Source organism: Solimonas terrae (assembly GCF_011067135.1).
In the GTDB taxonomy this organism is placed as follows: Bacteria; Pseudomonadota; Gammaproteobacteria; order Nevskiales; family Nevskiaceae; genus Solimonas; species Solimonas terrae.
On record NZ_JAAMOW010000006.1, the window covers coordinates 188,286 to 207,676 of the forward strand.

Annotated in this window: 16 protein-coding genes; 3 read left to right on the top strand and 13 right to left on the bottom strand. The window is 67.3% G+C overall.

Translation table 11 applies throughout. From position 1 onward, the window contains the following. The 7 genes from G7Y85_RS12775 to G7Y85_RS12805 form a co-directional block, all read right to left on the bottom strand. On the bottom strand, positions 1-384 hold the full coding sequence (locus G7Y85_RS12775; RefSeq protein WP_166257532.1) for an ATP synthase subunit I: 384 nt from the start codon (positions 382-384) through the stop codon (positions 1-3). A gap of 143 nt (positions 385-527) precedes the next feature. Continuing rightward, positions 528-1,334: an SDR family NAD(P)-dependent oxidoreductase gene (locus G7Y85_RS12780; RefSeq protein WP_166257535.1), complete on the bottom strand. Its 807-nt coding sequence runs from the start codon at positions 1,332-1,334 to the stop codon at positions 528-530. 50 nt (positions 1,335-1,384) lie between these two features. After that, on the bottom strand, positions 1,385-2,227 hold the full coding sequence (locus G7Y85_RS12785; RefSeq protein WP_166257538.1) for a ParB/RepB/Spo0J family partition protein: 843 nt from the start codon (positions 2,225-2,227) through the stop codon (positions 1,385-1,387). Between the two features lie 44 nt (positions 2,228-2,271). After that, positions 2,272-3,135 (bottom strand): type 1 glutamine amidotransferase domain-containing protein, encoded by an 864-nt coding sequence (locus tag G7Y85_RS12790; protein WP_166257541.1) that lies wholly within the window; start codon positions 3,133-3,135, stop codon positions 2,272-2,274. 16 nt (positions 3,136-3,151) lie between these two features. Further along, positions 3,152-3,940 (bottom strand): ParA family protein, encoded by a 789-nt coding sequence (locus G7Y85_RS12795; RefSeq protein WP_166257544.1) that lies wholly within the window; start codon positions 3,938-3,940, stop codon positions 3,152-3,154. After that, entirely contained in the window at positions 3,937-4,590 is a 654-nt protein-coding gene (gene rsmG / locus G7Y85_RS12800; protein ID WP_166257547.1) for a 16S rRNA (guanine(527)-N(7))-methyltransferase RsmG, read from the bottom strand. The genes G7Y85_RS12795 and rsmG overlap by 4 nt, the downstream gene beginning before the upstream one ends. Positions 4,591-4,774: 184 nt before the next feature. Beyond that, positions 4,775-5,944: an alpha/beta hydrolase family protein gene (locus G7Y85_RS12805; RefSeq protein WP_166257550.1), complete on the bottom strand. Its 1,170-nt coding sequence runs from the start codon at positions 5,942-5,944 to the stop codon at positions 4,775-4,777. 155 nt (positions 5,945-6,099) lie between these two features. Here G7Y85_RS12805 and G7Y85_RS12810 point away from each other — a divergent pair, with 155 nt between their 5' ends. Further along, positions 6,100-7,800 carry a cellulase family glycosylhydrolase gene (locus tag G7Y85_RS12810; protein WP_166257553.1) on the top strand — a complete coding sequence of 567 codons (1,701 nt, stop codon included), beginning with the start codon at positions 6,100-6,102 and terminating at the stop codon, positions 7,798-7,800. A 21-nt stretch (positions 7,801-7,821) separates the two neighbouring features. Here G7Y85_RS12810 and G7Y85_RS12815 read toward each other — a convergent pair whose 3' ends face one another. From G7Y85_RS12815 to G7Y85_RS12830, 4 genes are all read right to left on the bottom strand, one after another. Continuing rightward, on the bottom strand, positions 7,822-9,354 hold the full coding sequence (locus tag G7Y85_RS12815) for a helicase HerA-like domain-containing protein (RefSeq protein WP_166257556.1): 1,533 nt from the start codon (positions 9,352-9,354) through the stop codon (positions 7,822-7,824). A gap of 193 nt (positions 9,355-9,547) precedes the next feature. Then, positions 9,548-12,022, bottom strand: coding sequence for an acyl-CoA dehydrogenase (locus G7Y85_RS12820; protein WP_166257559.1), 2,475 nt, complete (start codon positions 12,020-12,022; stop codon positions 9,548-9,550). Positions 12,023-12,024: 2 nt separating this feature from the next. Then, complete coding sequence (locus G7Y85_RS12825) at positions 12,025-12,678, bottom strand: TetR/AcrR family transcriptional regulator (RefSeq protein WP_166257562.1); 654 nt, start codon at positions 12,676-12,678, stop codon at positions 12,025-12,027. A gap of 166 nt (positions 12,679-12,844) precedes the next feature. Next, a complete protein-coding gene (locus G7Y85_RS12830; protein ID WP_366514963.1) occupies positions 12,845-15,013 on the bottom strand; it encodes a prolyl oligopeptidase family serine peptidase in 2,169 nt (722 codons plus the stop codon). 267 nt (positions 15,014-15,280) lie between these two features. Here G7Y85_RS12830 and G7Y85_RS12835 point away from each other — a divergent pair, with 267 nt between their 5' ends. Beyond that, the gene (locus G7Y85_RS12835; protein WP_206675570.1) at positions 15,281-16,411 is read left to right on the top strand and encodes an OmpA family protein; all 1,131 of its coding nucleotides are present in this window, start codon (positions 15,281-15,283) and stop codon (positions 16,409-16,411) included. A gap of 94 nt (positions 16,412-16,505) precedes the next feature. On the opposite strand, the gene G7Y85_RS12840 is transcribed toward G7Y85_RS12835, so the two are convergent. After that, positions 16,506-18,275 (bottom strand): patatin-like phospholipase family protein, encoded by a 1,770-nt coding sequence (locus G7Y85_RS12840; RefSeq protein WP_166257565.1) that lies wholly within the window; start codon positions 18,273-18,275, stop codon positions 16,506-16,508. A 96-nt stretch (positions 18,276-18,371) separates the two neighbouring features. Here G7Y85_RS12840 and G7Y85_RS12845 point away from each other — a divergent pair, with 96 nt between their 5' ends. Beyond that, entirely contained in the window at positions 18,372-18,947 is a 576-nt protein-coding gene (locus tag G7Y85_RS12845) for a DUF1318 domain-containing protein (RefSeq protein ID WP_166257568.1), read from the top strand. Here the strand turns inward: G7Y85_RS12845 and G7Y85_RS12850 are convergent. Further along, positions 18,876-19,361: a DUF4112 domain-containing protein gene (locus G7Y85_RS12850; RefSeq protein WP_166257572.1), complete on the bottom strand. Its 486-nt coding sequence runs from the start codon at positions 19,359-19,361 to the stop codon at positions 18,876-18,878. The genes G7Y85_RS12845 and G7Y85_RS12850 overlap by 72 nt on opposite strands. Between the last annotated feature and the right edge of the window lie 30 nt (positions 19,362-19,391).

The following is a 19,391-nucleotide window of genomic DNA, read 5'->3' on the forward strand; positions in this document are numbered from 1 at the left end:
CTAGTTACCGTCGTTACGCTTGTCGAATCCGACCCGAGCCAACACCAGCCACCAGGCCAGTTGACAGGCTGCGAAGGTCACCAGCAGGGCGAGAAATTGCCCGGCAAACAGCATTACCCCAAACCAGAACAGCACCGCGGTCAGGGCGATCTTGCCGATCTCCCCCCGGAACACCGCGCCCACAACATCGGCCGGCGTTTCCTGCGGGTGGCGCGCCAAGGCGCGCCAGGCGAAGTACATCGTGGGCACTACCGCTGTCAGCCCGCCCCAAAGCGAGGCGATCGCGTATGGCATACCGTAGTAGCCCCCGCAAGCTACGGCTGTCAGCGCAGCGATCCCAAGCTGCGCGAGACATACCGCTCGCGCCTGAACCGGACCGCTCAATGTTTGCCCTGTCCACGCACGTCGCGACGACTTCTTCGCATCGGCGGGTTCCTCAAACGGGCCGCGATTGTAAGGTCAGCTTTGGGGCAGGTCAATCTCGATTGCTGCGCCGAATTGGCCAGCGACACTGATCAACGCCGCTGTCATTTTCGCCGCCGCTGCGGCTCGAGCATGACGCGCGCCGCCATCCGCGCAACCCAGCTGCGAGGCAGCAGGCGCGGGAACTGCGCGGCCAGCTTGTTGAGCGCGCCGGGCACCACCACGCTGTCGCCGCGCGACAGTGCGCGCAGGGCCGCGGCCACCACGGCATCGGCCTGCATCATCATGGTGCTCGGGATCGCATCGCGCAGCGCGGCGTCGCCGGCGGCCGCGAAAAAGCCGGTATCGACCGGCCCCGGACACAGCGCCAGTACGTGCACATTGCGGGCCCGGCACTCGGCCCACAGCCCCTCGCTGTAGGACAGCACGAAGGCCTTGGTCGCGCCATACAGCGACATGTACGGCGCCGGCTGGAACGCCGCCATCGACGCGACATTGATCAGACCGCCATGCCCGCGCGCCAGCATTGCCGGCACGAAGGCATGGGCGAGATCGACCAGCGCCGCGCAATTGAGCGCGATCATGCGCTGCGCATGCGCCGGGTCTTCGTCGACGAACGCGGCGGCGCTGCCGAAGCCGGCGTTGTTGACCAGCAGATCGATGCTCAGGCCGCGCTGCGCCGCGGTCGCCGCCAGCGCCGCCGCCGCACCCGGCAGACCGAGATCGGCCACCACCACGTCGACACGGCGACCGTGCTGCGCGCGCAATTGCGCCGCGAGTGCTTCGAGCTTGTCGCCGGAACGCGCGACCAGCAGCAGTTCGCTGCCCTGCGCGGCCAGCGCCTGCGCAAACGCGGCGCCGATGCCGGAGGACGCACCGGTGATCAGTGCCGTGCCGTAAGTCGAGGTCATGGTCCTGCTCCGTGTCCTGTCGCGCGAGGCGCCCCGGCAACCGCGCCGATTCAGCCGAGCCGCGCGAGCAGCGCCTTCAACTCGGCGGCATTCCGGAACGAGACCGTCAGCCGGCCACGCCCGGTGTCGTTCTGCTGCAGGCGCACCGGCAGGCCGATCTTCTGCGTCAGCTCCTGCTCCAGCGCCGGCGCGCGCGGCCTGGCCGGTCGCGGCTTGTCGTGCGTTTCGGCATGCACCAGCGCCTCGGTCTGGCGCACCGACAGCTGGCGCTCGACCGCGAGCTTGGCGAGCGACGATTGACGGGCCCCTTCGGCGCCGAGCAGGACCTTGGCGTGGCCGAAACTGAGATGCCCGTTGCGCACCAGCTGCTGCACATCATCATTGAGTTCGATCAGACGCAGCAGGTTGGTGACATGCGTGCGCGATCGGCCGACCGCGGCTGCGGTCGCTTCATGCGTCAGCCCGCAGTCGCGGATCAGCTTGTGCAGGGCCTCGGCTTCTTCCAGCGGGTTGAGGTCGGCGCGCTGGATGTTTTCGACGAGCGCCACCGCCATCGCACCCTGCTCGTCCAGGGTCTTGACGACCGCCGGCACGCTTTTCAGGCCGGCCTGCCTGGCGGCACGCCAGCGCCGTTCGCCGGCGACGATCTCGTAGCGGTCGGCGCCGACCGCGCGGACGACGATCGGCTGCACCACACCCTGCGCACGTATCGATTCGGCGAGCGAGTCCAGGGCAGCGCCGTCGAACTGGCGGCGTGGCTGGTGGCGGCCGGCCTGCAGCTGATCGACGGCGATATCGCGCAGCTGGTCACCCGCCTCTTCGTCGACGGTGTTGGCGACGCTGCTCAGCAGGACATCGAGTCCGCGACCGAGGCCTCTTTTTTTCACACTCACTGCCGGTTCTCCGAAAGCCACGGACCTGGCGGCCGCGGCGGATTTCAAGGCTGCAATTCGCCCAATACTTGCACGAAAGCCCGCGCGAAGGCGTGCACGTCACCGGGCCAGCGCGCCGACACATAGTGGCCGTCGCGCACGACGAAGGCGGGCCGCGCATCCTGCTCGCTGTCGCGAAACAGGCCGCTGGCCTTGCGCCAGTGCTCGGCGTCGTCGGCCGGCACATCGAGAAAATCGGCAGGGCAGGCCAGCGCGCGCGTGACCTCCTGCTGCACGCCGCGATAACCGGACGACTCGCCCGGCTGCTCGGCATAGGTGCGGTAGTAGCCGCTGTCCCAGAACCGCGCCCAGTAACGCGTCAGGTCCCAGGCGCTTTTTTCGAGCTTCCAGGTCAGAGCCGTGGTCTTGCGGCCATGCAGCACCGAACGCCCGTTGCGCCGCGACACGCTGCGCGCCGCGAGCACGACACCGTGGCAGATCGCCGCGACCGGCTTGCCGGCATCGAAAAATCCGGCGATGTGTGCTTGCAGCAACTCGCTTTCCAGATAGTCGCGCATGCCCTTGGCATGACCGCCGGGCAACAACAGCGCGTCGAACGCGGCCGGATCGACGGACTCGTAGCGCAACGGCGCGCGGAAGGCGGCGTCCTGCAGCAGCGCATCGTGCGCGGCGCGGGCGTCGCCGTTCGCGCGCAGCGCCAGGCCGATCAGGCGCAGCTTGCGCAGGCCCGGCACGAAGCCCCAGGCATCCAGCCCCTCGCCGCTGAGCATCAGCGGATCGGCGCTGGCCGGCGCGCCGTCCGGGGTCGCGAAACGGACCGCGTGTCCGGCCGCGCGCAGCGCGCGCCAGCTGACGGCCACTTCGCTGGGATCGTAGTCGCGCCGCGGCAGCGGCAGCAGGATGTTCATCGACGCGGCGCCGGCATCAGGCCGGCAGGCGCAGCTGGCCGCCGTCGTGGCGGCGCAGGACCTCACCGGCCAGCGCCAGATAGGCCTTGGCACCGGACGAGGCCGGGTCATAGCTCATCACCGGCAGACCGTGGCTCGGCGCCTCGGCCAGCCGCACATTGCGCGGCACCAGCGTGCGATAGACCTTGTCGCCGAAATGCTGGGTGAGCTGGCCGGAAACATCGTTCGACAGGTTGTTGCGCGGATCGAACATGGTCCGCAGCAGGCCTTCGATCTCCAGCTTGGGATTGATCACGCGCTTGATCTTCTGCACGGTATCGATCAGCGCCGACAGGCCTTCGAGCGCGTAGTACTCGCACTGCATCGGGATCAGCACGCCGTCGGCGGCGACCAGCGCGTTGACCGTCAGCTTCGACAGCGCCGGCGGACAGTCGAGGATCACGTAGTCGTACTGGTCGGCGACTTCGGCAAGCGCCGATTTCAGCGCGAAATCGCCGGCGGCGACATCGCGCAGCTTGATCTCGGCCTCGGTCATGTCGCTGTTGGCCGGCAGGATCGAGAGATTGAGTTCGGACAGGAACAGCACGGCATCGCGGATCCTGCACTGTTCGAGCAGCACGTCGCGCGTGCTGTGCGCGAGCTTGCTCTTGTCGACGCCGACACCCATCGTCGCATTGCCCTGCGCGTCGAGATCGACCAGCAGCACGCGGCGCCTGGTCGTCGCCAGCGAAGCGGCAAGGTTGATCGAGGTCGTCGTCTTGCCGACGCCGCCCTTCTGATTGGCAACCGCGATGATGTGGCTCATGGCTTCAAGTGTGCGACGACCGCGTGGCGCTCTTCATCGAGCCCCGGCACCCGCAGCCGGCGCGTCTCCCGGATGTCGACGGCGGCCGGGACGGCCGCCAGCTCGGCGGCGTCTAGTTTGCCTTTCATCGCCACCCAAACACCACCGGCGGCGAGCAGGGACCGGCTCGCGGTGAAGAAATCGGCCAGCGAGGCGAACGCTCGGCTGACGATCAGCTCGTACGGCGCGGCCGGCGCATGCGCCTCGACCCGCGCTTCGGCGACCTCGACATTGGCCAGCGCCAGGGTGCGCTGCACGTGCCGCATGAAGCGCGCCTTCTTGCCGTTGCTGTCGAGCACCGTCACCGCCAGTTGCGGCGCAGCGATCGCCAGCGGGATGCCCGGCAGCCCGGCACCGGCGCCGACATCGAGCAGACGCAACTGCGGAAAGCCGGCAAGTGCCTGCAGCACGGGCAGCAGTACCAGCGAATCCAGCAGATGGCGGATCACCATGTCCCCCGGCGCGCGAATCGCGGTCAGGTTGTAGGCGCTGTTCCAGCGCGACATCTCGTCGAGATAGCGCAGCAGCTGCGCCTGCGCCTCGGCCGGCAATTCGAGCTTGATCGAACGCAGGCCGCGCTCCAGCGCGACGGCAAGCGGATGTGCGCTCATCGCGATTGTCGGCCGCGCAGGCCCGCGGCACGCAATGCCGGGCGCAGACGCGTCGGAGCAAGGCTGTCAGGCATGGACGAGGACCGGCAAAGGGCCGCGCAGTATACCCGCGCCGCTGCGGCGACCGGGCGGCCCCGGCGTCGCGATTGTCGCGCGCCGGTCTTGCCGCCCGCGGCATCGTCCCCTAGGGCTTCGGGTGATCGCGCAGGAAATCGAACAGGTCGACGGTTCGCGACGACGGCCAGCGCAGGTGATTGACGGTACCGATCGCGTAGCCGGGAAGGTTGGCTGCGTAGCCGCCCGGCGCGTCGAGGCCGGCGTAGTTCGCCAGCGGGTCGGTGCCGCACAGGGCATTGCACTGCGCGACATCCTTGAGGCTCGCATCGATGATGTGATCGTCGATCAGGGTCGCGCCGGCGCTGGCCAGCGAGTCGCGCAGTTGCAGGCTGTTCGGGCACAGCCCGGCGATGTCGCAGGCATTGTGCATGTGATAGATCGGCAGCTGCGGATTCAGCAGCTGCAGTTCGGTGTCGTCCTTCGGCTTGCCGACCACCGGCTGCTGCACGCAGGGATCGTTGAAGGCGCCGAACGGGTCCGGCGACGAATAGACCGCCGCCGCCGCGATCTGCGGCCGGTTCAGCGCATACAGCGTCGCCATCGCCGAACCGTTCGACCAGCCCATGATGTAGATGCGCCTGCGATCGACCTTGCCCTGCGCGAGCACCAGCTGCAGGTAATGATCGATGGCGGCGGCATCGACGTTGGCGGCGTAGGTCGTGCCGTTGACGCGACGCTCCTGTCCGTCCGGCAGCATCTGCCGATACCAGTTGTCCCAGCCCGGTGAATAATCCTGATCCGGCAAGGGGTAGTAGCGCGTGCCGACACGGCCGTACGGCGCGAGCATGATGAAGCCGGGCCTGTCCGGATCGCCGCTGAGATCGGCGGTTTCCAGCTGACTCCTGATATTGGTGACATCGAGCGACAGGTCGGTACCGACCAGCGACGGGTGCAGGTAGATCAGCAGCGGCAGCGGGTGCGCGGTCGACGCGGCGGCCGGCTCGAACAGGCAGGCATCGCGCATCGTGCCGTCGCTGTCGGCCCAGCGTTCGAGCTTTTCGCCGCCGGGTTCGCAGCTTGGATTCAGGGCACCATCCAGCGCTGCCTGCACGACGCTGGGCGCGGCGCCGAACGGCGTGCATGCCGCACGCGTGACCGGGATCGTCGAACTCAGCGTGCTCGGATTGAGCACCGCAGCACCGGTTTTCGAGTCGCCGCTGCTGCAGGCTTGCAGGGCCGCCAGCACCGCCAGCACCACCAGCAGACACGCTGCCCGCCGCAGGATCGTGCTCGGCATTGGCGTCTCCTCCTTGTGAACTGCTGCGCGACATCCTAGACGCATCACCGGTGACGCGCAGCAAGTCGGCACGCTGGCGCCGGCGGTCAAGCGCGTCGCCCGGCGAGTGCCTAGTGTCCGTGTCGACAATCAATATCAGGCCGGGGAGAAGACCGATGTCGTCAGGTGAATGGTCGAGCGATCGCGCGATCGGCGCCCTGCGCCGTCTACGGCTGGTCGCGATGCTTGGCGCCGGCCTGCTGGCCGCCTGCGGCAGTGGCAACGGTGGCAAGGACACCGGCAGCGGCGACGCCGCGGCGTCGCCGGCCACGACGCTGAGCTTCCTGCATGTCGGCGCGGCCGGCGGCCCGGCAAACCTGCCGCAGATCGTCGACGCACGCGGCCGCAGCGTGCTGCTGCGCGGCATCAATGTCGTCGGCATTCGCGACGATTACGTCGACAGCGATACGCCGCTGGTGCCGCAGTATCCGGTCGATCCGGCCGCCTACGCCGACGGCAAGTGCCCGCAGCCCGGGCCCGGTTTCACGCAGCTCGCGATCTGCGAACCGGACGCGGCACAGCTGCGCTCCTACGGCTACAACGTGGTGCGCCTGCCGGTCTCGTGGTCGCTGCTGGAGCCGCAGCCCGGCTCGATCGACCCGACCTACATCGAACGCATCGCGCAGGTCGTCGCCTGGTTCAAGCGCGCCGGCATCTACACGGTCATCGATCTGCATCAGGACGCCTGGAGCAAGTTTGTGTTCACGGCGCCGGGCGCGTTCTGCCCGCCGCCGCTCGGTGCGGTCACCGGCGCCCACGAGGCCGACGGCGCACCGCAATGGGCGAGCCACTACCTGACGCCAGCCTGCACGATCGCCGACACGCGCGAACTCGATCTGGCCGTCGAGGAAGATTTCACGCGCTTCTGGCTCAACCTGCCCGGCCCGGACGGCGTCGGCCTGCAGGATCACTTCGCCGCCGTGGTGCTGGCGCTTGCGCAGCGCTTTCACGACGAGCCGGCGGTCGCCGGCTACGAGCTGTTCAACGAACCGCTGCCGGGTCTGGAAGTGGTGCCGGAACTCGTCGATCTGACGTCGAGCTTTCCTTTCTACGCCAAGGTCATCGACAACGTCACCACGCAGATCAGCGGCTTCAGCCAACTGTTCTTCATCGAACCCGATGCCCTGCGCAACGTCACCGACCAGCGCAGCGCGTTCACGCCGTGGTCGCTGTACAGCCGCTACCCGAACGTGGTTTACGCGCCGCACGTCTATACCAACGTGTTCACGCTCAACGCCATCCTCGGTTCGACCTTGCCCGGACTCGGCACGGTGCTGAATCCGCTGTTCACGATTCCCGCGAGCTATGCCAACGCGGTCGGTGACGCCAGGGCGCTGGGTCTGCCGTTGTGGGTCGGCGAATTCGGCAACAACGTCGCCGACGACGACAGCCTGCTGCGCGACCACTACACGCAGAATGACCAGTACGCGATCGGCAGCGCGCTGTGGAACTGGAAGGTTCTGCAAGCCAGGGACAGCACGTTCTGCTACTGCGATCTGCAGGGCCCGGCGCCGGACGATCTGGTGCCGTTTGCCAGCCGGCGCAAGTTCAGCTCACGCGTCTATCCGCTGTACACCGCCGGCACACTGCAAAGCCTGCAGTATGACCCCGATAACGCGAGCTTCGAGCTGCAGGCGACGACGCCGACTGCGGTCAGCGTCGGCGACCGTGATCACGCCACCGTCCTGTACGTGCCGGCGGCCGTGGCCGGGCCGATCGGCGCCGAAGGCGCGCAGTTGCAGACGATCCAGCGCGACGACGGCGCACGCGAGGTCTATGTCTATCCGGTCGGCGGCGACTATCGCGTGCACGGCTGACGCACCGCGCACCAGCGCCGCTCAGCGCTTGCTGAGCGAGCCGAGAATGCCGCGCAGCAGCTGGCGGCCGACTTCACGGCCGATCGACGACGCGGCACTGCGCGTCACGCTCTTGATCGCCGACTCGACGACGGTGTCGCTGCGTCGCGCCGCCGGATGCTGCGCACGCGGTGCGGCCGGCGCATTCGCCGGCGGCGCGCTGCCGCGATCCCACCAGCCGGTATCGCCGTCGGCAGCTGGGCCAGGCGCCGGCGCCGGCGCCGGCGCGGCGGTGTCGACCGTGCGTACTTTCAGCTTTTCGTAGGCCGACTCGCGATCGACCGCGGTGTCGTAGCGGCCCGCAACCGGACTGCGCGCCATGATGGTCTTGCGCTCCTCGCTGCTCAGCGGCCCGATGCGCGAACGCGGCGGCGCGATCATCGTCTTCTCGACGATGCCGGGCACGGCGTTGTCACCCAGCGTCGACACCAGCGCTTCGCCGACGCCGAGCGTCTGGATGACCTCGGCGACATCGAGCCTGGGGTTGGCGCGGAACGTCTGCGCGGCCGCTTTCACGGCTTTCTGATCGCGCGGCGTAAACGCGCGCAGGGCGTGCTGCACGCGATTGCCGAGCTGGCCGAGCACGCTGTCCGGCAGATCCAGCGGATTCTGCGTGACGAAGTAGACGCCGACGCCCTTGCTGCGAATCAGGCGCACGACCTGCTCGACCTTCTCGACCAGGGCCTTCGGCGCGTCCTTGAACAGCAGATGCGCCTCGTCGAAGAAGAACACGAGCTTGGGCTTGTCGGCATCACCAGCCTCCGGCAAGTGCTCGAACAATTCCGACAGCAGCCACAGCAGGAACGTCGCGTACAAACGCGGCTTCTGATAGAGCACGTCGGCCGCGAGCACATTGACGATGCCGCGCCCGCCGAGATCGACGCGCATGAAGTCGTTGAGATCGAGCGCCGGCTCGCCGAAGAAATGTTCGGCACCATCGGCTTCAAGCTGCAGCAGGGCGCGCTGGATCGCACCGACCGAGCCGCTGCTGACCAGGCCGTAGTCGCTGCCCAGCGACTTGGCGTTGCTGCCGACGTAAGTCAGCACGGCGCGCAGATCCTTGAGATCGAGCAGCAGCAGTCCCTGATCGTCGGCGTATTTGTAGACCAGCGACAGCACCGCCTCCTGCACGTCGGACAGGTCGAGCAGACGCGACAGCAGCAGCGGGCCGAGATCGGAAATCGTCGCGCGCACCGGATGGCCGCCGGTTCCGAACACGTCCCAGAACATCGTCGGACAGGCGGCCGGCGCCCAGGCCTCGACACCAACCGCGGTCGCGCGTTCGAGCAGCCTGGGCTTGGCTTCACCCGCCGCCGCAATCCCGGACAGATCGCCCTTGATGTCGGCCGCGAACACCGGCACGCCCATTTGCGAAAAGCCTTCGGCGAGCACCTGCAGCGTGACGGTCTTGCCGGTGCCGGTGGCGCCGGCGATCAGGCCATGCCGGTTCGCGTATTCGCCACGCAGAAGCTGCGGCGTGTCATCGCCCTTGCCGATCAGGATTGCGGCGCTCATTGAAGCCCCCTTTTGCATTCGCAGAATGACTGCCCCCGACACCACAAGATCGGAAGAAAATCCCGGGCAAGGGTAGCGAGCGAAGGCAGGTTGCGCGAGGACGGCGCGCAGCAGGCGCAGCGTACATCAGTACGCGAGCATCGAGCACCGCTCGCGCGCAGAATGCCGAGCGCAGCAGCTTGCTCGGGGTCTTCTAGGCCACGCGCGACAGCTCGCCCGATGCCTCGATCGCCGCCGCGGCTTCGGCGGCGAAGTCGCCGGCGAGATATTCCTTGCTGAAATCGTCGGTGAGGATCACGTCGTAGCGCGCGTCGTCGTAGGCGCGCGCCTGCTCGGCTTCGTCGCGCGTCAGCAGATTGCGGCGGACTGCATCATCGAGACGCTCGGCCACCGTGTCGCCGCTGATCTCGCCATGATTCGCGAGCTTGTAGTACTTCACGTAGGCCGCCTCGGTCTTCAGGCCGATCTTCCAGGCCTTCTCCATGCGGCCGATCGGATCGTGCTCGCCACCGTTCTTGAAGATCAGCCACGACAGGCGCTCGCGCACGTCGCTGTGCTCGAGCAGCAGATCGGCGACACGCGCATTGCGGCGGTCGCTGACCGGATGGAAGGAATTGCCGAGCGGCATGATCACCAGCCGCAGCAGGACGCGACCCCAGGCGACCGGGAAGTTGCGGATGAAGCCGTCGAAGGCATGGCCGATCTCGTACAGGCAGGTGTCGAGCGCCCAGCGCGCGTGCGCGCGTTCGGCATCGCTCTTGCTGCCTTCGAGATAGAACTTGAGCACGGCCGAGGCGATGTAGAGCTGCGAGAGCACATCGCCGAGCCGGGCCGACAGGCGCTCCATGAATTTCAGCTTGCCGCCGACCGCGCCCATCGTCAGGTCGGAGGTGAACGCGAGCGCCGACGACATCCGTTCCAGCTTGCGGAAATACGGTGCGAGTTCGCCGTCGACCGGAGAACGCGCCAGCATCGAGCCGCTGATCGCCAGCGTGAACGAACGCACCGCGCGATTGATCGCGAAGCCGACATGACCGATGACCAGCTTGTCGAACTTGACGAGATCGTTTTCGCGCGCCGCTTCCATTTCCGGGAACACGTACTTGTGGCAGCGGATCGCGCCCTGGCCGTAGATCATCAGATTGCGCGTCAGGATGTTCGCGCCTTCGACCGTGATCGCGACCGGCGTCGCCTTGTAGCCGGTCGCCATGAAATTGCGCGGCCCCTGCTGGATGCCCTTGCCGCCGAGCACGTCCATGCCGTCGGTGATGATCTTCCGCATCAGTTCGGTCATGTGGTACTTGGCGATCGCGGTCGTCACGCTCGGCGCGCAGTGATCGACAGCCGACGCGGTCAGCACGCGCAGCGCTTCCAGCGTGTAGGCATGTCCGGCGATGCGCCCGGTCGCTTCCTGCACGCCTTCGAACTTGCCGACCGACACCTTGAACTGGCGGCGAAAGCGCGCGTAGACGCCGGTCATGCGATAGCCGAGCTGGCCGGCGGCAGTCGACAGCGCCGGCAGCGAAATGCCGCGACCGGAAGACAGGCATTCCGACAGCATGCGCCAGCCTTTGCCGGCCATTGCCGGGCCGCCGATGATCGCGTCGATCGGCACGAACACGTCGCGGCCGACGATGGTGCCGTTCATGAACGCCGCACCCGGATAGTGGCGGCGGCCGATGTGTACGCCCGGATGCGCGGCCGGCACCAGCGCGCAGGTGATGCCGTAGTCGACCTTGTTCCGGTCGCCCAACAGGCCATCCGGATCGCGCAGCTTGAACGCGAGGCCGACGACCGTCGCCACCGGCGCCAGCGTGATGTAGCGCTTCGAGAACGTCAGCTTCAGACCCAGGGTCGGCTTGCCGTCGACTTCACCGTGGCAGACGTAGCCGACGTCCGGCATCGCCGTGGCGTCCGAACCGACTTCCGGACCGGTCAGGCCGAAGCACGGAATCTCGCTGCCGTCGACCAGCCCCGGCAGCCATTTCTTCTTCTGCTCGTCGGTGCCGTAGTGCATCAGCAGCTCGCCGGGCCCCAGCGAGTTCGGCACCATCACCGTCACGGCCAGCGTGATCGACTTGGTCGCGAGCTTGGTGACGACCGCCGACTGCGCGTTCGCGGAAAAGCCCAGCCCGCCGTATTCCTTCTTGATCAGCATCGAGAAGAATTTCTTCTCGCGAATGTAATCCCAGGCTGCCTTCGGCAGATCCTTGTCTTCGTATTCGATCTTCCAGTCGTCGCAAAGCTTGCACAGCGCCTCGCATTCGTTGTCGAGGAAGGACTGTTCTTCTTTGGTCAGCTTCGTGTACTTGAAGCTCAGCAGCTTTTCCCAGTCCGGGCGGCCGCGGAACATTTCCGCCTCCCACCAGACATCGCCGGATTCGAGCACTTCCCGCTCCGTCGACGACATCTCCGGCAGCACCTTCTTGAACACTGCGAACGCGAAGCGCGTCAGCACTGCGCGCCGCAGGGGCAGCACATTGAGCAGCAGACCGACGCCGGCAATCAGCACTGCGGCGATCGCAAAAGCCGTCAGCGACATCGCCCCGGCCAGCCACAAGGCCACAGTCAGCGCGGCGGCACCGAGCGTCCAGACCAGCAAGGGAACGCCGACGAACGCCAGCACCCAGGCGGTCAGCAGTGCGAGCAACACGATGAACAGGCTCATCTTCAGTCTCCCGTGGCGCCACTGGATACCGGATCGGCACTGAACGACGGATGATCCTGCCCCGCAACCGCGCTGGCGGAACGCGGGATCAGGGTCTTGATCATCAGCTTCACGTACTCGCTGAACTCGGCGTCGGTCGGCATCAGATCCGGCGTGTCGCGACCGATCTGCAGATTGCCCATGAAGGTCGCGTAGGCGAAACGCGCCCAGTGCCGCGCCAGCGCCGGCGCGAAGCCGAGCGCGCAATAGCAGTCATAGAGATAGTTCATGCGTCGCTCCGATACGCGCCGCACGAAGGCTTGCACCACCGGCTTGTCCTCGGCCGCGGCGATCGCCAGATACAGGCGGCCGGCCCGGTAGCTGGCATTGGCGGCCTTGAACAGCTTGACGATGCGCGCATACGGATCGGGCTCGGGCCCGATGCGCGCCACGATGTCATCGGTCTCCGCCTGCTCCCAGCGCGCCAGCGCCGCGCGCAGCAGCGCGTCGCGATTGGCGAAGTGCCAGTAGAAACTGCCCTTGGTGACGCCGAGGCTGCGCGCGAGCGGTTCGACCGCAACCGCATCGAGGCCGCCGTTGGCGATCGCATCCAGCGCCGCCTCGGCCCACGCCTCGGCGGTGAGATTCTGTTTTGCCTCGACAGCACTCGCTGGCATGAGAGACCACGGCCCGGAAATGAGGCGACCAGTCTATCCATACGCTTGCGTATGGATCAAGGCAAGCGAGGAGCCGGCACTCGCTAGCCGCCGCGGCGCGATCGCCGGCGACACATCGCCGCAGGACAGCGCGCCGCGGGTCTTCGCGGCCTCCCGTCCGGCTGCCTCACCTGGTGAAATGCAGGGCGAACGCGAGCTTGTCCGCCTCCTCGTCGATCAGCTTGCCGATCGGCTTGCCGCCACCATGGCCGGCATTGGCGTCGATGCGGATCAGGACCGGCTTGCCGGTCGCGACGCCGTCACTCGATGTCGCCGCCTGCAGCGCCGCGGCGTACTTGAACGAGTGGCCGGGCACGACGCGATCGTCGTGATCGGCGGTCGTCACCAGCACCGCCGGGTACGCGGTCCCAGGCCGGATGTTGTGATACGGCGAATAGGCATACAGCGTGCGGAAGCCTGAAGCGCTGTCGGACGTGCCGTAGTCGCCGGCCCAGGAACTGCCGATCGTGAATTTCTGGTAGCGCAGCATGTCCATCACGCCGACGGCCGGCAAGGCCGCCGCGAACAGTTCCGGATGCTGGTTGATCTCCGCGCCTATCAGCAGACCGCCATTCGAACGACCGCGGATCGCCAGGTGCGCCGGCGCAGTCCATTGTTCGCGGATCAGGTACTGCGCGGCCGCGGTGAAATCGTCGAATACGTTCTGCTTGCGCGTCAGCGTGCCGGCCTCGTGCCAGAGCCGACCGTACTCGCTGCCGCCACGCAGGCTGGCCTGTGCGTAGACACCGCCGCCTTCCATCCAGGCCAGCGCCGGCACCGAGAATTCCGGCATCTTGGCAATGTTGAAACCGCCGTACGCGTGCAGCATCGTCGGGTTGCTGCCGTTGCGCTTCGTGCCCTTGCGATAGCTGATGAACAGCGGAATCCGGGTGCCGTCCTTCGAACGGCAGAACACCGCCTCGGTAACATAGTCGTCGGGATCGAAGCTCAGCGTGACCGTTCGAAACGGCCGCGCCGACGACTTGTCGAGCGTGTAGACGTACGGCGTCAGGGGCTGGTTGAACGAGGTATAGCCGTAGAACAGTTCCGGATCGCCGGCGTGCCCTGACAGCTGCACACCTCCCACGCTCAGGTCCGGAATGCTGCCGGTACCCGGCAGCACGATCTCGCCCAGGGGCTTGCCGTCCGGCGTGTAGCGCTGCAGACGCGAGGTGGCGTCGTGCATCGTCAGGGCGATGATCTCGTCGCCGGCGAACAGGGCCGACTGCAGGGTGTCGGGCTGCTGACCGACCACCGTCCGCCAGTTCGCCGGCTGCGGCTTCGCCGGATCGATCGCGACGATGCGGCCGCGTTCGGCGTCGAGGTTGGTGCGGAAGTACAGCGTGCTGCCGCGATTGCCGAGCAGCTGGTAGTCGGCGTTGAAGTTGTCGATCAGCTTGATGAACGGCGCATCCAGCTTCGGCGTCTCGGCGCCGCCGAGATCCTTGATCCAGACCGCGTTCTGCTCGCCGCTGTCCGGTGACACCGAGACCACCAGATAACGCCCGTCGTCGGTGACTTCGCCCGCCCACAGCCAGCGCGGCTGGGTCGGCATCTCGGCGATCAGCGGGTCGTCGGCCTGTGCGTCACCGAGCCGGTGATAGAACAGTTTCTGGTTCGCCAGCGCGTCGAAAGTGGCGTCGCCGTCGCCGGGCGGCGCCGCCGGATAGCGCGAATAGAAGAAGCCCTTGCCGTCGCGCGTCCAGGCGATGCCTGAAAACTTGACGCGCGTCAGCACATCGCCGGTGTCGACTCCATCGGCGACGCGGCGCACGCGCAGGACGTTCCAGTCCGAACCGGCCGCGGCCGTCGCGTAGGCCAGCAGGCTGCCATCGGGCGACGGCTGGTAGTCGGTCAGCGCAACGGTGCCATCGTCCGACAGCAGATTGGGATCGAGCAACAGCCGCGGCCTGGCGTCGGCGCTGTCCTGCACGTACAGCACCGATTGGTTCTGCAGGCCGTCGTTGCGACCGAAGAAGTACTTGCCGGCGCGCTTTTGCGGCAGATCGAAGCGTTCGTAGTTCCACAGCTGCTCGAGCCGCTTGTGCAGACCGGTGCGCTCCGGCAGGGCGGCAAGATACGGCAGGCTCAAGGCGTTCTCGGCCGCGACCCAGGCACGGGTCTGCGGGGCGTCGACATCCTCCAGCCAGCGGTAGGGATCGGCGACCTTGGTGCCGAAGTAATCATCGACAAGCTCGCTGCGCGGCGCATCCGGATAACGCAGGGGCTCGGCGCGCGCTTTCACGCCGAACAGCATGGCCAGTACCAGCAGCAGAACCCGACTTCCGTTTCGCACGACCGCTCCATTTGCGCAATCGCGGCCATGCTAGGCGGCCAGCCGCCGGGCGGATACGGGGAATTCCCGCAGGCAGGCAAGGAAACTTCGGCCGCTGTCGGCCCGGTCATCGCTTTTTGCATGACGAAAAGATTAAGGTTGGATTCAGTGCCCCGCCGCAAGATGCGCGGGTCACGCAAGGGAGCATGCAGTGCGCCACGTTGTCGACATCCCGGATTCGCGCATTGCGTCGCTTTCTTCAACTGTCCGACCCGAGGAAAGCAAAAAATGAGAATGAAATACAAGCTGATCGCCGTCGCGCTGATGGCCGGCACGGTGCAGGCCGCGCTGGCTGACGACACGCCGTACATGGGCCTGCAGGGCACCTATGGCTGGCAGGCCGACGCCCGCCACACGGCGAACGCGCTTGGTGGCACCTTGCTGTTCGGCTTCCCGACCAGCGATTACCTGGCACCGGAAATCAATCTGTTCGGCCTGCAGGCGGGCCGCGACGGCAGCTCCAAGCATGATTACGAATACGGCGGCGGCCTCGACTTCGCCATCTATCCGATGACGCGCTCGTCGGCGTTCTCGCCGTTCCTGCTGCTCGGTGGCGGCGGCCAGTACGAAGATCGTGCGGCCAACAGCCATGTCTACGGCTTCGCGAACGCCGGCGGCGGTTTCCTGATCAGCCTCAACGAGGCGCGCACGGTGGCGATCCGTGTCGACGCCAAGCATTACTGGGTGTTCGACAACGACAGCTCGTCGCACAGCTATCTGCAGGACACGCGGCTCAACGCCGGCGTGCAGTTCCTGCTCGGCGGAAAGACCGAGCAACCGGCCGCACCGCCGCCACCGCCGCAGCCCAAGGACAGCGATGGCGATGGCGTGATCGACTCGCTCGACCAGTGCCCCGGCACGCCGCCCGGCACCAAGGTCGATTCGCGCGGGTGCCCGCTGCCGCCGCCTCCGCCGCCGAAGGACAGCGACGGCGACGGCGTCTATGACGACGTCGACGCCTGCCCGAACACGCCGGTCGGTTTCAAGGTCGACGCCCGTGGCTGCGCGATCCGTGAAGCCAGGATCATCCTGCACGACATCAACTTCGAGTTCGACTCGTCGCGTCTGCTGGCGACCTCGAAGGCCGAGCTCGACAAGATCGCCGCCGGTCTCAAGGGTCAGCCGACGATGGGGCTGATCATCGAAGGCCACACCGACGCGACCGGCCCGGATGCGTACAACATGAAGCTGTCCAAGGCACGCGCCGAAGCGGCCCGCAGCTACCTGGTCAGCCAGGGTGTCGCGAGTTCGCGTCTGGAGGCGACCGGTTACGGCGAGACCAAGCCGATCGCGACCAACAAGACCAAGGAAGGCCGCGCCGAAAACCGTCGCGTCGAATTCAAGGTCACGCGCGAGTAAAAGGGCGGCAACGCTGCAGGCAATGCCCCGGCGATGAAAATCGCCGGGGCATTTTTTTGCCGCCGATCTCCGGCCGCTCGCCGGCAGCGAAAACTCAGAGCACCAGGCGATCGCGCATCGATGCCAGTTCGGTGATCGAGTACTGATACGCGCGGTCGATGATTTCATCGATGCGTTTCCAGTCGAACAGGCCGATGCGGCTGACCGGCATGCGCAGATAGCAGTCGGCACGCGCGGCGCGGGCGGCGATACCGCTTTCGCTGGTCAGCGTCGCGGTGCGGAACAGGATCGACAGCAGTCGCGGCGCGTTGTCGCCGCGCAGGCCGAACACCGCTTCGGGGTCGGGGCCGGGAATGCCGGGTGCGGCGATGCCGCCCTCGCTGCTGACGTTCGAGGCGACGATCGGACCGCGATCGAGCGCCTGCATGACGTCGGTCGGCAGGCTGTTGGCGACGGCACCGTCGGCATACAGCTCGCCGTTGTAGACCATGGGCGGCGCAACGCCCGGCACCGCCATGCTGGTGGCGATCCACAGCGACAGCGGGCCGCGATCGTGCGTCGCCGAGCAGCCCTTGGTCAGATTGGTGCTGACGCAGAAATACGGTCGGCGCAGCGACTCGATGGTCTGATCGCCGAAGATCCCGTGCAGGTGACGGACGAACTTGCGGCCGCGGATCAGCGCGACCGACGGCAGCACGTAGTCGTTCAGATAGTTGTGCTCGACGAAAGTGTCGCGCGCGATGCGGCGGATGTCCTCGATGCCGTGTCCGGACGACAGCAGCGCGCCGAAGAACGCGCCCATGCTGGAACCGCCGACGACGTCGATCGGAATGCGCAGATCGCGCAGCGCGTGCAGCAGACCGATATGCGCGAAACCCCGTGCGCCGCCACCGCCCAGCACGAGGCCGACGCCGCGCCCGGTCAGTTGACGCGCGACGCTGGCGTAGTCGTCCGGATGCTTGGGGCGCACGTAGAAGTGCGATCTGGCGCCGGTGCGCAGGCGCCAGCCGAGCACGTCCGGCGTCGCCACGCCTTCTCCGCGCACGATGATCAGATCGACCGGCGCACGCGCGCCGCTGGCTTGCAGCGCCTCGATCATTTCGCCGTGCGGCTCGGTGTCGCGGGCGTCGATCACCAGCAGGATGCGATCAGCCTGCGCCATGCAGCGTCGCGCCCAGCGTTGCAGGCCGCCGTCGGCGAGATAGATCGGCTGCACGTCCTGCGCTTCGAGCGCGTTCAGATATTCGATCAGGCGTCGTGCGGCAATCGCGTCGGCGCGCATCGCCTTGCGATCGTCGGCATCGAAGGCCTGCTCGATCAGGTTCATGTCGACCAGTTGCGCATCGCCGAGTTGCGACAGGCAGGCGTGCAGGCCTTCGGCAACCTCCCGCGCCGGTGCCGACGGGGTCGCCGGCACCACCGCCAGACTGTTGCGCCGGTGCACCTTGACCTGCGACTTCGGGCTGGCGTTCTGCCGCAGACGGCGGGCGATCAGGCGCGTCAGTCGCAGCAAGGCCTCCGGAAACTGCTCGAAGCTCTGCAGCACCGGTTCGCTCGGCAGGCGCACCAGCACGCTGTCACGCACCGCGTAAACGTCGGCGGAGTGCGCCTCGCCGAGCACGGCGCCGATCTCGCCGGTGGGTTGCAGGCGGGTGATGACATCAGTGGTGCGGCCATCGGCCAGCGTCGCACGCAGTCGCCCGGTGGCGACGATGTAGATGTGATCCGACGGGGCTCCGCGCGCGAACAGCAACTGCCCGCTGGTCACGTCGACCAGCGTCGCCTGCGCCGCCAGACGATCGAGCGCCGCCGCATCGAAGCCGGCAAACAAAGGCGACTGCTCGAGAATCTCGCGCGCGTTCATGGAGCCGCAGTCTAGGGCTTGTCGCCGCCGATGGCATCGCTGCCGCCGCCCTGGCCGGGTCCTATACTTGAGACCGATTTGCATGGCGGAGCATCGATGAAAATCCGATTGCCGGCGGCGCTGTTCGGGCTCGCCCTGAGCGCCTGCAGCGTCGCACCCCGCTTGCCGGCGAACGACGCCGCGTGGACGGCGGAGCGCTATGTCGCCGCGGTGTGGAATCTGCCGCCCGACGCCGGTCCGGCATCGCAGCTCGATACGCGCGGCTCGGAGATCGAACGCCTGCGCGCGCAGATGCAGAACCGCTACGTCGATCTGAAGCCGGCACTCGACGACGGCATCATCGGCCTGACCGCGGATGGCTTTGTCGCCATCCGCACACCGGACAGCGTGCCGTTCGCCGATCGCGCGCGCGTGCGCGCACTGGCCGCCAACGAGAATGCCGACCGCAGCGCGCTGTACCGGCAGATCGCCGTGCGCAACGACGAGCCGGCGTGGCAGGGTCCGCTGCGTGAAGTGTTCGCGCAACGCTGGATCGTGCGCGCCGCACCCGGCTGGTGGATACGCGCTGCCGACGGCAGCTGGCAGCAGAAGCCGGCCGTCTCAGTACAGCCCGCGTCCGAACAAGCGCCACAGCAAACAGAAACCGAGCACGACGAGCCCGCCCAGCAGTAGCCGGCGGCCGCGACGCGGCCCCGCGGCCGGCGGCACGCCGAGCCGCGCATCGAGATGCGCATCGAGCAGGCGCAGGTTGTACTGGTTGGACTTGAACATGAAATCGGCAAGGTCGCCGAGCACCGGCAGCAGACCGAGCAGCAGATCGAGCGCGATGTTGGCGCTCATGCGCACCAGCAGGGCGCGCGGCGCACGCAGGCGCGCCGCCTCGACGACGATCCAGCTGCCGAGCAGGGCGCCGGCCAGATCGCCGACGCCGGGGATCAGGCCGATCAGCGCCTCGATGCCGATCTGCCAGCGCGTGCCCGGCACGCCGATGCCGCTGTCGAGCAGCGTCGCATAGCGGCGCAGGCGCTGGCGCGTCGCCAGCAGCCGGTCGTCGGCGTGAACATCGACGATCGCCGGGCCAGTCATGTTCGCTTCCGGTAGACTTTTGCCATTGAT

Excerpts from the sequence above, each read along its gene's own strand:
- G7Y85_RS12790 (WP_166257541.1), bottom strand. The coding sequence starts at position 3,135 with ATGAACATCCTGCTGCCGCTGCCGCGGCGCGACTACGATCCCAGCGAA.
- G7Y85_RS12820 (WP_166257559.1), bottom strand. The coding sequence starts at position 12,022 with ATGAGCCTGTTCATCGTGTTGCTCGCACTGCTGACCGCCTGGGTGCTG.
- G7Y85_RS12835 (WP_206675570.1), top strand. The coding sequence starts at position 15,281 with ATGAGAATGAAATACAAGCTGATCGCCGTCGCGCTGATGGCCGGCACG.
- G7Y85_RS12805 (WP_166257550.1), bottom strand. The coding sequence starts at position 5,944 with ATGCCGAGCACGATCCTGCGGCGGGCAGCGTGTCTGCTGGTGGTGCTG.
- rsmG (WP_166257547.1), bottom strand. The coding sequence starts at position 4,590 with ATGAGCGCACATCCGCTTGCCGTCGCGCTGGAGCGCGGCCTGCGTTCG.
- G7Y85_RS12810 (WP_166257553.1), top strand. The coding sequence starts at position 6,100 with ATGTCGTCAGGTGAATGGTCGAGCGATCGCGCGATCGGCGCCCTGCGC.
- G7Y85_RS12795 (WP_166257544.1), bottom strand. The coding sequence starts at position 3,940 with ATGAGCCACATCATCGCGGTTGCCAATCAGAAGGGCGGCGTCGGCAAG.
- G7Y85_RS12845 (WP_166257568.1), top strand. The coding sequence starts at position 18,372 with ATGAAAATCCGATTGCCGGCGGCGCTGTTCGGGCTCGCCCTGAGCGCC.
- G7Y85_RS12780 (WP_166257535.1), bottom strand. The coding sequence starts at position 1,334 with ATGACCTCGACTTACGGCACGGCACTGATCACCGGTGCGTCCTCCGGC.
- G7Y85_RS12840 (WP_166257565.1), bottom strand. The coding sequence starts at position 18,275 with ATGAACGCGCGCGAGATTCTCGAGCAGTCGCCTTTGTTTGCCGGCTTC.
- G7Y85_RS12815 (WP_166257556.1), bottom strand. The coding sequence starts at position 9,354 with ATGAGCGCCGCAATCCTGATCGGCAAGGGCGATGACACGCCGCAGCTT.
- G7Y85_RS12825 (WP_166257562.1), bottom strand. The coding sequence starts at position 12,678 with ATGCCAGCGAGTGCTGTCGAGGCAAAACAGAATCTCACCGCCGAGGCG.
- G7Y85_RS12850 (WP_166257572.1), bottom strand. The coding sequence starts at position 19,361 with ATGACTGGCCCGGCGATCGTCGATGTTCACGCCGACGACCGGCTGCTG.